The 15,049-nt window shown below is 69.8% G+C and carries 11 protein-coding genes (1 of these 11 running past the window's edge); 4 read left to right on the top strand and 7 right to left on the bottom strand.

All coding sequences use genetic code 11. From position 1 onward, the window contains the following. Window positions 1-416 precede the first annotated feature (416 nt). From phaC to ACYQPG_RS23440, 4 genes are all read right to left on the bottom strand, one after another. The gene (gene phaC / locus ACYQPG_RS23455; protein WP_461232502.1) at window positions 417-1,487 is read right to left on the bottom strand and encodes a class III poly(R)-hydroxyalkanoic acid synthase subunit PhaC; all 1,071 of its coding nucleotides are present in this window, start codon (window positions 1,485-1,487) and stop codon (window positions 417-419) included. 112 nt (window positions 1,488-1,599) lie between these two features. Next, the gene (locus ACYQPG_RS23450) at window positions 1,600-2,427 is read right to left on the bottom strand and encodes a poly(R)-hydroxyalkanoic acid synthase subunit PhaE (RefSeq protein WP_147937803.1); all 828 of its coding nucleotides are present in this window, start codon (window positions 2,425-2,427) and stop codon (window positions 1,600-1,602) included. A gap of 58 nt (window positions 2,428-2,485) precedes the next feature. Beyond that, window positions 2,486-3,661: an iron-containing alcohol dehydrogenase gene (locus tag ACYQPG_RS23445; RefSeq protein ID WP_461231857.1), complete on the bottom strand. Its 1,176-nt coding sequence runs from the start codon at window positions 3,659-3,661 to the stop codon at window positions 2,486-2,488. 43 nt (window positions 3,662-3,704) lie between these two features. After that, complete coding sequence (locus tag ACYQPG_RS23440) at window positions 3,705-5,357, bottom strand: acetolactate synthase large subunit (protein ID WP_147937801.1); 1,653 nt, start codon at window positions 5,355-5,357, stop codon at window positions 3,705-3,707. A 279-nt stretch (window positions 5,358-5,636) separates the two neighbouring features. Between ACYQPG_RS23440 and ACYQPG_RS23435 the strand changes: the two genes are divergently transcribed. Beyond that, entirely contained in the window at window positions 5,637-7,127 is a 1,491-nt protein-coding gene (locus tag ACYQPG_RS23435) for a DUF2252 domain-containing protein (RefSeq protein WP_147910272.1), read from the top strand. A 96-nt stretch (window positions 7,128-7,223) separates the two neighbouring features. Here the strand turns inward: ACYQPG_RS23435 and ACYQPG_RS23430 are convergent, their stop codons facing one another. Both ACYQPG_RS23430 and ACYQPG_RS23425 read right to left on the bottom strand, forming a co-directional pair. Next, window positions 7,224-8,162 (bottom strand): LysR family transcriptional regulator, encoded by a 939-nt coding sequence (locus ACYQPG_RS23430; protein WP_147937799.1) that lies wholly within the window; start codon window positions 8,160-8,162, stop codon window positions 7,224-7,226. Window positions 8,163-8,214: 52 nt separating this feature from the next. Further along, on the bottom strand, window positions 8,215-9,858 hold the full coding sequence (locus tag ACYQPG_RS23425) for a GMC oxidoreductase (protein WP_419830356.1): 1,644 nt from the start codon (window positions 9,856-9,858) through the stop codon (window positions 8,215-8,217). Between the two features lie 191 nt (window positions 9,859-10,049). Between ACYQPG_RS23425 and ACYQPG_RS23420 the strand changes: the two genes are divergently transcribed. From ACYQPG_RS23420 to gluQRS, 3 genes are read left to right on the top strand one after another with little or no spacing between them, the layout of a single operon-like run. Continuing rightward, window positions 10,050-12,086 (top strand): ATP-binding protein, encoded by a 2,037-nt coding sequence (locus tag ACYQPG_RS23420; protein ID WP_419830355.1) that lies wholly within the window; start codon window positions 10,050-10,052, stop codon window positions 12,084-12,086. Between the two features lie 53 nt (window positions 12,087-12,139). Beyond that, window positions 12,140-12,421, top strand: coding sequence for a hypothetical protein (locus ACYQPG_RS23415; RefSeq protein WP_461231856.1), 282 nt, complete (start codon window positions 12,140-12,142; stop codon window positions 12,419-12,421). Continuing rightward, entirely contained in the window at window positions 12,418-13,281 is an 864-nt protein-coding gene (gluQRS, locus tag ACYQPG_RS23410; RefSeq protein WP_461231854.1) for a tRNA glutamyl-Q(34) synthetase GluQRS, read from the top strand. The genes ACYQPG_RS23415 and gluQRS overlap by 4 nt, the downstream gene beginning before the upstream one ends. A gap of 16 nt (window positions 13,282-13,297) precedes the next feature. Here gluQRS and ACYQPG_RS23405 read toward each other — a convergent pair whose 3' ends face one another. Further along, window positions 13,298-15,049, bottom strand: the 3' portion of a protein-coding gene (locus ACYQPG_RS23405; protein ID WP_461231853.1) for a peptidoglycan DD-metalloendopeptidase family protein. Its footprint extends 279 nt past the window's final position; 1,752 of the gene's 2,031 nt are visible here — the last part of the coding sequence; its start codon lies off the right edge, out of view — the gene reads right to left on this strand; the stop codon is at window positions 13,298-13,300.

The raw sequence follows: 15,049 nt of genomic DNA, 5'->3' as shown, positions 1-15,049 counted from the left end.
CCGCCCTCATCCTGAGGTCCCCGGCGATCGCAGACCGCCGGGCCTCGAAGGAGCCCTCCAGGGATCGCAGCGATTTCTGGAGGGCTCCTTCGAGGCGGCCGCTGCCCGACCGCACCTCAGGATGAGGGAGAGCTTTGGATCGACCGGCGATACAAACCCGCAAGATGGCGCGAGATCCGCGCGGTTTCCCTCCCCCTACTGCGGGGGAGGGTGGGCCGGCCGTCAGGCCAGGTCGGGAGAGGGGAGCGCGGTATCCAGAGAAGTCGCGCCGGAAGCCCCATCCACTACTGTCGCGCTGCCTCTCTCCCCTCCTGCTGCGCAGGGTACCCTCCCCCGCAGAGGGGGGAGGGGGATAAGCGGCGCGCCTCTCATCCACGAACGTGCACCCGGCAGCTCCCCTGTCGCGGCGCATCACCCTACCCACGCGCACCCAGCCAATCGGCGATGCCGGAGCCCAGCAACTTCTGCGCCTTGCCGCCGACGAAGACGCCGACATGGCCGCCGGGCAGGCCGAGCTCGGTGTAGTCGTCGGTGCCGATCTTGTCCTTGAGCGCCTGCGACGTCGCCGGCGGGATGATGTGGTCGTCCTGGGCGAAGACGTTCAGCACCGGGCAGGCGATCCGCTTCAGATCGACCGTGCGGCCGCCGAGCACGAAGGTGCTCTGGACCAGCTTGTTGTCCTGGTAGAGATCCTTGAGCCACTGCTTGGCCGCCTCGCCGGGATGGTCCGGCCGGTCGGCGATCCACTTCTCCATGCGCAGGAAGTTCAGGAACTTCTTCTTGTCGTCGAGGGCGTCGAGCAAGTCCAGGTTGTACTTCGTCATGGTCCGCATCGGCGTCATCATCGAGAACACCGAGCCCATGAACGCCCCGGGCAGCGAGCCTTGCGCATCGATCAGGCGGTCCACGTCTTCCGGCGACAGGGAGCGGGTCCAGACGTTGATGAAGCCGTGGCCGGCCCGGGACTCGCGGGTGTCGGCGTGGAAGTCGATCGGCGTGATCGTCAGCACCATCGCGTTGACGCGCTCCGGGTAGAGCGCCGCGTAGCAGGTGGTGAAGACGCCGCCCTCGCAAATCCCGAGCAGGTTGATTCTCTCGCGGCCGGCGGCCTCGCCGATGAAGGCGACGCATTCGGCCAGATAGTCGTCGACGTAGTCGTCGATGGTGACGTAGCGGTCGGCCCGGCCGGGATTGCCCCAATCGACCACGTAGAGGTCGAGGCCGAGATTGAGCAGGTTGCGGACCAGCGAGCGGTCCTCCTGCAGATCGGCCATCGTGTAGCGGCCGATCAGACCGTAGACGATCAGTACCGGCGGCAGGCCCTTGCTCTCGGCAAGCGGCCGGTAGCGGTAGAGCGAGACCTTGTCCTGGCTCCAGACCAGGTCCTTGGGCGTGGTGGCGATCTGCACGTCGGCGTCGCGCACGTCCGCGAACAGCTTGGCACCCGCACTGATGCGGCGGCCGAGCTCGGCGACCTCGGCCATCATCTCGGCGGGGTTGAGCGGGAGCGGCGTAGTCGGAGCCTTCGGGGCGGCCCGGTCCGCTCCCCCCTTGTCGGCCATGCCTTCGCCGGCCATGCCACCGTCAGCCATGCCCTTGTCAGCCATGCGCGTCCTCCGTTGCCGGCGCGGCGGTGCCGTTGGCCCTGGAGGCCCGGGCAGCCTCCCGGCGCTCCCGGCGCAGGGCCCGGACTTCCCGGCGCAGCTCGGTCAGGCTCTTGTGCACGTCGTCCAGTTCGGCCCGGGTCGGCTGCCCGTAGAAATCCGACAGGAAGGCCGAGAGGTCCTGTTGGGCGAGCCGCAGGTCGGTCGATGCCTTCAGCACCACCCGCTGCGAGGCCAGGAACGCCTCGGAGCGCTGGACATCCAGCAGCACCGCGTTGGCGGTCTCGGTCCAGCGGGTCATCATCTCGCGGGCGGAGCTGAAGCCCTCGCCGCGCTCGGCTCGGTCATTGGCCTCCTTGGCGAAGGTCCCGGCCGCCCGGGTCCAGGCCTCCAGCATCACGGCCTGGTGCTCGGCCTGCGCCCGCCGCAACGCCGCCCAGGCGGTGAACAGCGCGCCGTAGCGCCGCTCGGTCTGCCACAGGTCGGCGAGCTGGGGCCCCTCGGACATCCGCGTCAAAGCCGCGTCGAACTCGGCCGAGCCGCCGAGCCAGGCCTGTGGATCGAAGATACGCGCCAGCACCGCTCCGGCGGTCGGGTCCGGCGCTCCGGCGCCCCCCTGCAGCGATGTGGTCAAAGTCTGCGACAGGGCGGTCGCCGAAGCCCAGGCCTGGGCGAGATGACTCTGCGCCGTGGCGAGGCTGGAGAGATCGGTCTGCGGCGGGGTCGGCCACGAGAAGCCCGGCGCGGCCCCGGGGGCGAAGAAGCCGGCGCCGGCACGGGTCCAGAACTCGCCCATCGCCTTGAACGCGTCGAACTGGTCCATGACGGCGCACCTCCTCGCGGTTCTCCGGCCTCCTTGGCGGGCCGGTTGTCAGGCCGTTTCAGGCCGCCGGGCGCGCCTCGCCGAGCGCCTCGCTGTAGATCGCGTAGGCGTCGTCGTAGGTGACCTCGCGGGGATTGTTCACGAGGAGCCGCGTCTGCTTCATCGCGTCGGTGGCCATCCGCTCTAGATCCTTCTGCGCGACACCGACCTCCGCGAGCGAGGCCGGGACCTTGCAGTCGCGGCAGATCGCGTCGAGGCTTTCGACGAAGCGTGCGGCCGCCTCGGCCGGCGGGAGATCGGCCGCCGCCGGATCCAGGATCGGCGCCAGCTCGGCGTAGAGCGCCTCCGCGTGGGACAGGTTGAAGCGCATCACCCCCATCAGCACCAGGGCGTTGGAGAGCCCGTGCGGCACGTGGAAGATCGCGCCGACCGGATAGGCCAGCGCGTGCACCGCCGCCACCGGCGCGTTGGCGAAGGCCATGCCGGCGAGCATCGAACCGAGCAGCATGCCGGAGCGCGCTTCGAGGTTGCGGCCGTCCGAGCAGGCGGTGCGGATGTTCGCCGAGAGCAGGGCCAGGGCCTGCTTGGCGAGCTGATCCGAGATCGGGTTCTTCTTGTTCTTGCTGGTGAACGCCTCGATGGCGTGGACCATGGCGTCGATGCCGGTGGCCGCGGTGACGTGGGCCGGCAGGCCCAGGGTCAACTCGGGATCGAGCACCGCCCAGTCAGGCAGCAGTTTCGGCGCGACGACGCCCTTCTTCTCGGTGGTCGGCGTCGTGACGATCGAGATCGGCGTGACCTCGGAGCCTGTCCCGGCGGTGGTCGGCACCAGGATCAGCGGCAGCCGGTCGCCCTTGGCCAAGCCGACGCCGTAGATCGAGTCGAGCGGCTCATCGGACTTCGCCAAGTAGGCCACCAGCTTGGCGGTATCGAGCGCCGAGCCGCCGCCGATCGACAGGACGAGATCGGTCCCGAGTTCCCGGGCCCGCTTGGCCGCCGCCTCGATCACCGTGGAGGGCGGGTCGGCGACCACGTCCTCGTAGACGTCGATGGCGATGCCGGCCGCCGCCAGCGCCGCCTCGGCGGCCTCGGTCAGGCCGGCCTTGCGCACGCCCTTGTCGGTGACCAGCAATACGCGCTTGGCCCCGAAGGTGCCGACGATCTCCGGAAGTTTCTTCGCGGCGCCGGCCTCGAACAACACGTTCGGGGTTGTCTGGAAGGTGAACGGGTTCATCGCGCTGCCCTGTTGTCGTGCCGGGATCGATTCTGCGACGGAATCACTCGGCCGGCTCGAAATCCTTCACCTTCTCGCGCAGTTCCTCAACGAGAACACGCGTGTTCTCCGAATAATCGATCGGTACCGCGACCAGGTGCACGCCGCCTTCGGCAAACGCCCGGTCCAGGGTCGGGACCAGGTCGTTGACGGCCTCCACGCGGTGGCCCTTGGCACCGTAGGCCTGCGCGTAGAGGACGAAATCCGGGTTGCCGAAGGTCATCCCGTAGTCGGCGAACTTATCGACCGCCTGCTTCCAGCGGATCATCCCGTAGGCGGAGTCGTCGAGGATCAGCACGACCAGGTTGAGCTTGAGCCGCACCGCGGTCTCCAATTCCTGGCTGTTCATCATGAAGCCGCCGTCGCCGCACACCGCCATGACGCGGCGGTTCGGGTAGAGCATCGCCGCCATCATGGCGGAGGGCAGGCCCGCGCCCATGGTGGCGAGCGCATTGTCGAGCAGCAGCGTGTTGGCGACATAGGTGCGGTAGTTGCGGGCAAACCAGATCTTGTACATGCCGTTGTCGAGGCACACGATCCCGTCCTCCGGAATCACCCGCCGGACGTCGCGCACCAGCCGCTGGGGCGTGACCGGGAAGCGGTCCTCGCCGGCCCGGTCGGCGATGTGGTCGAGGATGTGCTCGCGCAGGTGCAGCAGGGCGCCGGCGTTCGGCAGCTTGCCCTCCAGCTTGTCGGCGAGGAGCTTCAGGGTCGGCCCGAGGTCGCCCACCACCTCGGCGTCGGGATAGTAGACCTGCTCGACGTTGGCCGGCATGTAGCCGATGTGGAGCACCTTCTGGTCGGCCTGGCCCATGAAGAAGGGCGGCTTCTCGATCGTGTCGTGGCCGATCGCGATGATCAGGTCGGCCTTGTCGATCGCCTCGTGGACGTAGTCGCGCTCGGAGAGTGCCGCGGTACCCATGTAGAGGCTGGTGCCGCTGGCGACCGTGCCCTTGCCCATCTGGGTGGTGAAGAACGGGATCTGGGTGCGCCGGACGAAGCCGCCGAGGTCGCCCGTGGCGCGCGGCCGGCTGGCGGCGGCCCCCAGCATGACGAGCGGCCGCTTGGCCGCGAGGATCATGGCGGCGGCCCGCTCGATCGCGGTCGGGTGGGCGACCGGGATGTCGATCGGATGCGGCGGCACGACGTAGGCCTCGGCCTGCTCGGCGGCGATGTCCTCGGGCAGCTCCAGCAGCACCGGCCCGGGACGCTCCTCGGTGGCGACCCGGAAGGCGTCGCGGACGATCGTCGGGATTGAGGAGGCCGAGACGATCTGCCGGGCCATCTTGGTGATCGGCTTCATCGAGCTGATCACGTCGACGATCTGGAACTTCGCCTGCCGGGAGGACAGGATGCCCTTCTGGCCGGTGATGATGATCATCGGCATCGCGCCGAGGTGGGCGTAGGCCGCGCCGGTCGAGAAGTTCAGGGCGCCCGGGCCCAGCGTCGAGAGGCACACGCCCGGCCGGCCGGTGAGACGGCCGTGCGTCGCCGCCATGAAGCTCGCCGCCTGCTCGTGACGGGTCAGCACCAGCTCGATCTTGGAGGTACGAAGCGACTCGACGACGTCGAGGTTCTCCTCGCCCGGGATGCCGAAGATGCGGTCGACGCCCTCGTTCTCCAGGGCCGCAACGAGTAGATCTGAGCCCTTGGGCATGTGATGTCCCACTGATGCGGCGCCCGACGGCGCCGTCCGGCCCGGCCCGATCCACGCGCCCGATCCACCGTCTGCACACCGGTGATTCGCACGGTTCGGATCGGGACGGACACCCTTCGAATAGGCGACCGGTTAGAGGACTGGCCTGTAGTGTGGTCAAGGGCCGCCGAGGCTGAAAGGTCACAGAGCGGTGCCAATCCTATCGTGTACGTGAATGAGGCCGTCTGGGACCGACCGAGTACGGTCAAGGTTGTCGCCTACTCGGTTCGGCGGGGGATCATGGACAAGGTGCCAAACGACGAGACGCGGGCCGCGACGTTGCTTCCGGCCGGCGACGAACCGACCGAGGATGTCGTGCTGGCGCCGCTCGCGGACTTCCCGCGGATCGATCTCCGGGCCGGCGTCGAGCCCTGGGACAAGCGCCGGCAGGCCGGTAAGGCGATGCGCGCGAAGGTCCCGCACCAGGACCACGCGGCCCTGCGCTCGGAGCCGGATCGCCCCGATCCGGTCGGCCTGATCGCGGCGGCCCATGAGGGTCGGCAGGCGCATCTGATCCCGCTGCGGGTCGCCAGGATGGCGACGAGCCCGTTCGCGTTCCTGCGTGGCGCCGCCCACGTGATGGCCTGGGACCTGTCGCGCGGTCCGCGCAGCGGCATCGACGTGGTCATGAACGGCGATGCCCATATCGACAATTTCGGCCTGTTCGGCACCCCGCAGCGCGACATCGTCCTCGACCTCAACGACTTCGACGAGGTCACGGTCGGCCCGTGGGAATGGGATTTGAAGCGGCTCTGCGCCGGGATCACGGTCGCCACGGCCGATGCCGGCACGCCGGCCGAATCGCGCAGGGCCGCCGTGATGGCCGCGGTGTCGGGCTACCAGCGCACGATGCGGCGCCTGGCGCCGCAAGGCTCCCTGGAGGTCTGGTACCAAACAACCCGGGCGGATTTGGCTGAACTCGGCGGGATCCGGATGGATCCGGAGGCCCGTTCGGTGGTGCGCCGGTCGGTCGAGAAGGCCCGCCGCAAGAACAACCGCAGCCTCTTGGCCCAGATGGCCGAGCGGCGCATCGACGGCGGTTGGCGCTTCCGGACCGACGCGCCGATCCTGACCCCGGTCGATGAGACCACCCGCCAGCAGGTCGTCTCGGGGCTGGAGCGCTACGCCGAGACCCTGCCGCGCGAGCGGCGATTCATGCTCGATCGCTATCAGGTCATCGATGTCGCCCATCGCGTCGTCGGGGTCGGCAGCGTCGGGACGCGGGCCTATGTGGCGCTCTTGTGCGGGAACTCCGATCGGGACGCACTCTTCCTGCAGGTCAAGGAGGCGGTTCGCCCGGCCCACGGCCCCTACCTGCCCGGGATGCCGGAGCCCTATGCGGGCCACGAGGGCGAACGGGTCATCTACGGTCAGCGCCTGCTGCAAGCGGTGGGCGACCCGCTGCTCGGCTGGACCACCATCGAGGGCCGTCCGTTCTACGTGCGCCAGATGAAGAACCTGAAGGGCGCGATCCCGCTCTCCGACATGTCCGGGCCGTCGCTCCTGACCTTCTCTTACGCCTACGGGGCTCTCCTGGCCCGGGCCCATGCCCGCACCGGAGACGCCGCGGCGATCGCCGGCTATTGCGGCCGCGGCAAGAACCCGGACCTGCGGGAGGCCCTGGCCGACTGGGCAGCCTCTTATGCGGAGCGCAACGCCGAGGATTTCCGCCTGTTTCGCGCCGCGATCGCCGACGGGCGGCTGGAGGCTGCCGACGATCCTTGCCTGTGATGGACCTCTGAAGGCGCGCGCCGCCTCTGTTCGGCGCACCCGGTGCGCCGCGCGCGATTCTTACGGGACGAAGCCGAAGTCCAAAAGGAATCGCGCTCACAGCATCCCGAAGGTCGGGGCTTCGTTGGCGAGGCGCACCAATAGGTCGCGCAGCCAGCGATGGGCGGGATCGCGATCGTAGGAGGCGTGCCACAGCATCGACACCACCACCTCGTCGAGCGCCACCGGCACCGGGCTGACCGCCAGGGAGAGCGTGCTGGCGAAGGAAGTCGCCAGCCTCGCGTGCATGGTGGCGATCACCGGCGCGGCGCGGACCATGAACGGCACCACGAGGAAGCGCGGCGTGGTCACCGCGAGGATGCGCGAGCGCCCCAGCGCCGCCAGCGCGTCGTCCACGACTCCGTGGGCCGTCTCCCGCAACGAGGTCAGGACGTGCGGGAAACGCAGGTAGTCATCGAGCCCGATCGGCGGCTGGATCCCGATCAGGTCGGCGTTGAACAGAACCACGTAGCTGTCGCGGTAGAGCAGCCGCTGCTTGTGATGCAGTTGCCCCTCGGTGAAGAACCCGATGGCCAGATCGACCCGATCGGCATCCAGCTCGTCGAGGATGCGAGCCCGCTCGACGGAACGCAGCAGCAGCCGGATCCCCGGCGCGTCCCGGCGCAGCTGCGCGATCAGCCGGGGCCCGATCAGGACCTCGACGCTGTCCGGCAGGCTCAGCGTGAAGCTGCGCTCGACGGTGGCCGGATCGAACCGCTCCTCCCGGTGGACGAGGGCCTGGACCTGCCGCAACGTGGCCCGCAACGGCTCGACCAGTTTCAGGGCCCGCGGCGTCGGCCGCATCCCGTCGGGCGCGCGCGTGAGCAGTTCGTCGTCGAACAGGCGGCGCAGCCTGGCGAGGCTCGAACTCATCGCCGACTGGCCGACGCCGATCCGCGCCGCCGCCCGGGTGACGCTGCGCTCGTCGAGCAGCGCATCGAGGGCGACGAGCAGGTTCAGGTCGATCCGGCTGAGGTCGATATGGTCGATGGCCACGCGCGCTGCGCTCGGTTCGAGGTCGGGTCCCCTCCATAGCAGAGCGCGGCCGTCACGCCGGCACCGGCTCCCGCGGCTCGGTGTGGTCGAACAGGCGCGGCGGAGCGATCTCGTTCCTGGCGCCCATCCGCTCGATCAGATGGTCGGCCACCCGCAGCGCGTTGGCGATGATCGTGAGCGTCGGGTTCACTGCGCCGATCGACGGGAAGAAGCTCGCGTCGGTGACGTAGAGGTTGTCGAGTTCATGCGCCTTGCAGTTCCGGTCCAGCACGGAGGTCGCCGGGTCGTCCCCGAACCGCAAAGTCCCCGCCTGGTGCGCGGTGCCGCCGATCGGGATGTTCTTGCCGAGGTAGAGCGAACGGTCGAACAGGTGCGGGTGCATGTCGGTGAAGCTGCAGATCTCATGCAGCTTGCGCCGCAGCCGCTTGTGCGCCTCCACGTTGGTCTCGGTGAGGTCGAGATGGACCTTGCCATCCTTGTAGTAGACCCGGTTCTGGGCCAGCGGGACGTCCTCCGAGGTCAACCAGAAATCGACGGAGTGCTTCGCGATCCAGTCGAACGGCTTGTTGGGAAACCATTGCAGGAAGCCCGGCAGCCCCTCGCCGTGGATCTGGGCGCCGTCGGACTTGCCGACCATCTGGATGTGGCCCAGCGGGAAGTCCCAGTCGTCCTTCCGGTCCGGGTCGCCGAAGTAGAAGTCGTTGAGACCGAGCGTCTTCTGGAAACGGGTCGGGTTCGGCACCTTCGAAATAGCCAGCACCGTCGAATTGTTGTGGCGCATGTAGTTGCGCCCGACCTGTCCGGAGCCGTTGGCGAGGCCGTCCGGGTGCCGGTCGCTGGCCGAGCGCAGCAGCAGCAGCGCCGAAGAGAGCGCCCCGCAGGCCACGACGACGAGGTCGGCGGAGGCCTCGAACGGCGCGTCGTCGCGGGTGCCGGCCACGCCGGTCACGGTACGACCGCTGGGGTCGGTGACAAGGCGCTCGACATAAGTACGCGTGAGCAACGTCAGGTTCGGGCAGTCGCGCAGGGCCGGATCGACCACCATCGTCTGCGCGTCGGACTTGCCGTTGGTCGGGCAAGGGAAACCATCGAAGGATTCGCACTTGATGCAGGGCGAGGTCGACACCGCGCGTCCGTCCTTCTCCACCAGCCGCACGCCGACCGGCAGGTGGAACGGGTGATGCCCGGCATCCTTCAGGTTGTCGAACAGCTGCTGGATCCGCGGCTCGTGGGACACCGGCGGATGAGCGTAGGGCTTGCGCGACCAGGGCTCGGTCGGATCCTCGCCGCGCTGGCCGTGGACGTGGAACAGCTCCTCGGCGGCCTGGTAATGCGGCTCGAACTCGTCGTAGCCGACGGGCCAGGCGGGTGCGATGCCGTCCTCGTGGCGGATGTCCGAAAAGTCCTTTTCCCGGAGCCGGAACAGGACCGAGCCGTAGAATTTCGAATTGCCGCCGACGTAGTAGTGCAGGCCCGGCTGGAAGCTGACGCCGTCGGAGGAGTACCAGGTCTCCTTGGTCTGGTAGTAGCCGTCGACGATCACCGCCTGGCTGTCCCAGTTGCGCGGCTCGCGCAGCAGATAGTCGCCGCGCTCGATCAGGAGGATGCGCTTGCCGGTCTGCGCCAGGCGCCACGCCATCGTCCCGCCGCCAGGGCCAGATCCAACGACGATCACGTCGTAATGCTCACCCGGCATCAATTCTGTCTCCGTCCGGACGGATCGTCCTGGCAAGCAACTCTTGAGCCCGAATTCGGATCGCTCCAAGGCGATGTTTTGCGGGGCGGCGCCGCGGATGCTGCAACCGGCGGTTAAGCGCTTTTCCCAACGCGACCTTCAGGTTCACCTGCGATCCTGCACCGAGCCGGCCTGAAGCCGGGGAGGCATCCATGGTCGTCAAGGATATCGCGCTCGTGCTGGCGCTGCTCATCGCGGCAGCCCTGGCGCTCGGCCATTGGCGCGCCCGGCGCGGGCGACCGGACGAGGCCGAGGCCGAGCGGCTGCACGACCGCATCTGGCGGATCAGCGAGAGCGAGGACCGCTACCGCGCCCTGGTCGCGGCCACCACCGAGGTGATCGTCCAGCGCGACGCCCGCGGCCGCATCACCTACGCCAACGACGCGTACGCCCTTCTCTTCGGCCGACCGGCGATCGACCTGCTCGGCGCGCAGATCGATCTGGAGATCCTGGAGCGGAACGCCGTCGAGGTCGGGGAGGACGGCGTGCGCCGCATGGAGGCGCAGGTCCGCTCGGTGGACGGGCAGGTGCGCTGGTTCGCCTTCGTGGAGATGCCGGTCGCACACGGCGACGCGATGCACTGGCTGCGGGCCGGGCGAGACGTCACCGCCCGGGTCGAGGCGCTGCGCAGCCGCGACGCCGCCCTCGAACGCGCCGAGGCTGCGAGCGTGGCGAAGTCGCGCTTCCTCGCCACCGTCAGCCACGAGATGCGGACGCCGCTGAACGGCATCCTCGGAATGGCCGACCTCGTGCTCGGCACCGCCCTCGACCTGGAGCAGCGGACCTACGTGGAGGCCGTGCGCACCAGCGGACAGGCCCTGCTCGGGCTGATCGACGGCGTGCTCGACTTCTCGCGGATCGAAGCCGGGCGCCTCGACCTCGCGGCCGAGCCGTTCGACCTGCCGGCCCTGGCCGAGAGCGTCGTGGAGCTGCTGGCCCCGCGAGCCCAGGACAAGGGCATCGAGATCGCCCTCGACGTCACCGAGGATTTTCCCCGCGCGCTCGTCGGCGATGCGGATCGCGTCCGGCAGATTTTGATCAATCTCGCCGGCAACGCCATCAAGTTCACGGAGCGCGGCGGCGTCGGCGTGAGCCTGACCTTCGCCCGCATGCCGGGTGGGGGAGGGGAGGTGGTCCTGGCCGTCTCCGATACGGGCCCCGGCATCCCGGAGGAGCGCCTGCCGGTCCTGTTCGAGGAGTTCGAGCAGGGCGACGGCAGCGCCAGCCGGAGCCACGAAGGCACCGGCCTGGGCCTCGCCATCACCCGCCGCCTGGTCACCGGCATGGACGGACGGATCGAGGCGGATTCGCGCCTGGGACGCGGCTCGACTTTCCAGGTCGTTCTGCCGCTGCCGGACGCCGAGACCGAGCGCGCCGACCCGGTTCCCCTGCCGCGGCTCGAGGGACGGCGCTGCCTGATCGTGGCCGACTCGCCCTACCAGGCGCCGTACCTCGCCCGCAGCCTGTCCCGGGCGGGCGCCGCGACGGTGATCGTCGGAACCCTGGACGACGGCCTCGACGCCCTGTCGGGCGCTGCCTTCGACGCGGTGTTGGCGGACCGGGCGCTGGGCGACGCGGCGGTCCGCCAGATCGCCGACGCCGCGCATGCCTGCGGGGTGCGCTGCAGCCTGGTCCTGCTGTCCCCCTTCGACCGCCGCGGCTTCGGCGCCCCCGGCGCGGCGGGCTTCGACGGATACCTGATCAAGCCGGTCCGGGCCCGCTCGCTATTCGAGCGGCTGCTCGCCCCACCGCCGACGGTCGAATCCGCCGCGATCCAGGCACCGGCCCCGGTCCGAACGGGAACCGGCCAGCGGATCCTGCTCGCCGAGGACAACCCGATCAACGCCCTGCTGGCGACGCGTGCGCTGGAGCGCCTCGGCGCCGAAGTCGTCCATGCGGTCGACGGCGTCGAGGCGCTGGAGCAGCTGGCGAAGGCCGGCCCGTTCGATCTCGCCCTGATCGACATCCGCATGCCGCGCCTCGACGGCCACGAGACAGCCCGCTGCATCCGGGCTGCTGAAGCCGCGGGCGAGGGTCCCCGGTTGCATCTCGTCGCCCTCACGGCCAATGCCGGCCGCGAGGACGAGATCGCCGCACGCGAAGCCGGCTTCGACGATTTCCTGGCCAAGCCGCTCAATCTGAAGCTGCTTCCGGGCCTGTTGGAAGACCGGACCGCGCAGGCCGCCTGACCGGGGTACACCCGCGTTGACAGGAGGGCGCAGGCCGCGCCAACAGGACGACCATGTCGACAGCGCCCACCACGCCGCCCGCCCCGCGTTCATCCAGCGGCGCCCTCGCCGCCTGGGGCGTCGCGATCCTCATGATCGCCACGGTGCTGCTCGGCGAACTGCTGCCGTCCCGCCACCCGGCGCCCGCGCGCTCGGTCGCCGACGACCCGGCCTGCCTGGAATGGACCGACGGCTGCCGGGTCTGCCAGCGCCTCGCGGAGGGGCCGGCCTGCTCGCTTCCGGGCATCGCCTGCCAGACCGGCACCCCGCACTGCCTGCGTCACCGCGACGGGTGAGGGCGGGCTCGCCGGTCCTCCGCTTCGCGCCGAGCCCGAACGGACGGCTCCACCTCGGCCACGCCTATTCGGCCCTGCTCAACGCCGACCTCGCCCGGCGGATGGGCGGCCTCTGCCGCCTGCGGATCGAGGACATCGATCCCGTCCGCTCGAAGCCGGAGCTGGTGGAGGCGATCGTCGCCGACCTCGCCTGGCTGGGCCTGACCTTTCCGGAGCCGGTGCGGCACCAATCCCGACACATGGACGCCTACCGGGCGGTGCTCGATGGCCTGATCGATCGGGGCCTGGCCTATCCCTGCTTCTGCTCGCGCGGCCAGATCCGCGCGCAGGCCGCCGCCCAGGCCGGACACCCGCACGACCCCGACGGAGCGCCGCTCTATCCGGGAACCTGCCGCGGGCTCGATCCAGCGATCGTGGCCGAGCGTCTTGCCGGGAACGCGCCGCATACCTGGCGCCTCGGCATGGAAGCCGCCCTGCGCCGCGGCGGCGACCGGCTGGGCTACACCGCCTTCGACAGATCCGGCACGCAATGGGTCCAGGCCGATCCAGCGCGCTGGGGCGACGCCGTAATCGCCCGCCGGGACGTACCGACGAGCTACCACCTCGCCGTCGTTCACGACGACGCGGAGGAGGGGATCACCCACGTGGTGCGCGGCCAGGACCTGGAAGCGGCCACCGACCTGCACGTCCTGCTCCAGCACCGGCTCGATTTACCGGTCCCGCGCTACCGCCACCACCGGCTGATCCTGGATCCCGGGGGAGAGAAGCTCGCCAAGTCGCGCGCCTCGCAGAGCCTGGCCGACCTGAGGGCTGCGGGGGTCACGCCCGAGCAGATCCGGGCGCGGCTCGGGTTCGGATGACGGACGCCCAGCTCGTTCAGCGCACGGCGGCGTCGCGCTGCGCCAGCGCCGTAGCGCTCTTCGATTTGAGCATGGTCGCGTCGATCTGCTCGCGCTGGCGCTTGAACTCGCTCAGCATCCGCCCGTCGAGCTCGCGGCCGCGGGGCACGCGAATCTTCATCGGGTCGACGAAGTGGCCGTTGATGATCACCTCGTAATGGAGGTGTGGGCCGGTCGAGAGGCCGGTGGAGCCGAGATAGCCGATGATCTGCCCCTGGCGGACCCGGACACCCTCCTTCACGCCCCGGCCGAACCGCGACATGTGGTTGTAGGTCGTGACGTAGCCGTTCACGTGCTGGATCTCGACCCGGTTGCCGTAGCCCGAGGTCATCTCGGCCCGGATCACCACGCCGTTGCCCGCCGCGGCGATCGGCGTCCCGATCGGGTTCGCCCAGTCTACGCCGGTATGCAGCTTGGCATAGCCAAGGATCGGGTGGCGGCGGTAGCCGAAGCCGGAGCGCATGATGCCGTCCGGGATCGGCTTGCGCAGCAGGAACTTCTTGAGGGAGCGCCCCTGGTCGTCGAGGTAATCGATCGTGCCGTCGTCCGGGGACTGGAAGCGGTAGACCTTGCGGGTCTCGCCGCCGAGCGTCAGCGCCGCGTAGAGCAGGTCAGGCCGGTCGGCGGAGGCCTCGTCGTCGTAGGTGTAGAACACGTCCAGCCCGTCTCCGCTGGCGATGCGGCGCTGGAAGTCGAGGTCGTAGCTGAACACCCGGACGATGTCCTCGACCGTGGCGCGCGGCAGGTCGTGGCGCGCGGCCGTCTCGTAGAGGCTCTGATACAGGCGCGGCCCCGAGCCCGAATCCTCGTCCTCGTCCTCGCCGGCCTCGGCCTGAGGCTGCGACTTGGCGGACGGGGCGTCCTCGGTTGGGGGCGTCACCGAGACGAAGGCGTTGCGGTCGTTGAGCGCGGCGATGCCCTCGATGCCGCTCTCGCCGTACAGCACCACGCGGGTGACCTGGCGCGGATCGCCGGGACGCGGGCCCGGGGCGACCTGCACCCGCATCTGCTGCCCCTCGGTGAGGGCGCCGGTGCGGCTCTTTCCGCCCAGCGCGGCGACAATCGCGCGGATCTGCTCGTCGCCGGCCATGCCGGTGGCCTTCAGGAGTGTCTCCAGGGTGTCGCCCCGCTTGAACGCGACGTCGCGCTCCTCCACGAGCGGCGCCTCATTCGGCTTCAACTCGACCTTGGCGACCTTGGTGACGTTCTCGGGGACGACCAGCACCTCGATCGCCTTGAACGGGTTGGTGTCTTTGGCGGCGGCGGCCTCCGCGTCGCCGCCCGCGCCCTGCTGGAGCGTGCGCGACAAGAGGATCTGAGGGGCGATCGGGATGGCGGCCCGGCGCCCGGCCTCGGCCGCGATGCGCCGCTCCTCCTCGACCTGGGCGGTGACGTCGTCGTCGGTCAGGGCCGGCGCATTCGGATCGATGGCAGCGTCGGCGAGGTCGCGCTTGACCACCGTGACCTCGGCGCCCGGTGCGTCGGCGGCGGCATCCGGCGCGCGCTCCAGGGGCTCGTCGGAGACGAACTTCATCGGATCGAAGCGCGGCAGATCACCGGCATAGACGCCCGTGGTCATCGACAGCGGGGCGGTGATCCGCACGAAGGCCTTGGCCTTGATGATCTCGCGGTCCCCCAGCCGCACGGTGACCGGCGCGCGAAAGCTCTGCTTGGCGGAGGCGATCATCAGGTTGCGAACGAGCCGGTCGCCCTTGCGGGCGATGTTGGC

The sequence above is a fragment of the Methylobacterium sp. CM6246 genome (assembly GCF_054818005.1).
Note: the sequence above shows the minus strand (reverse complement) of the source record. Positions and strands in the feature narration are given on the sequence as shown.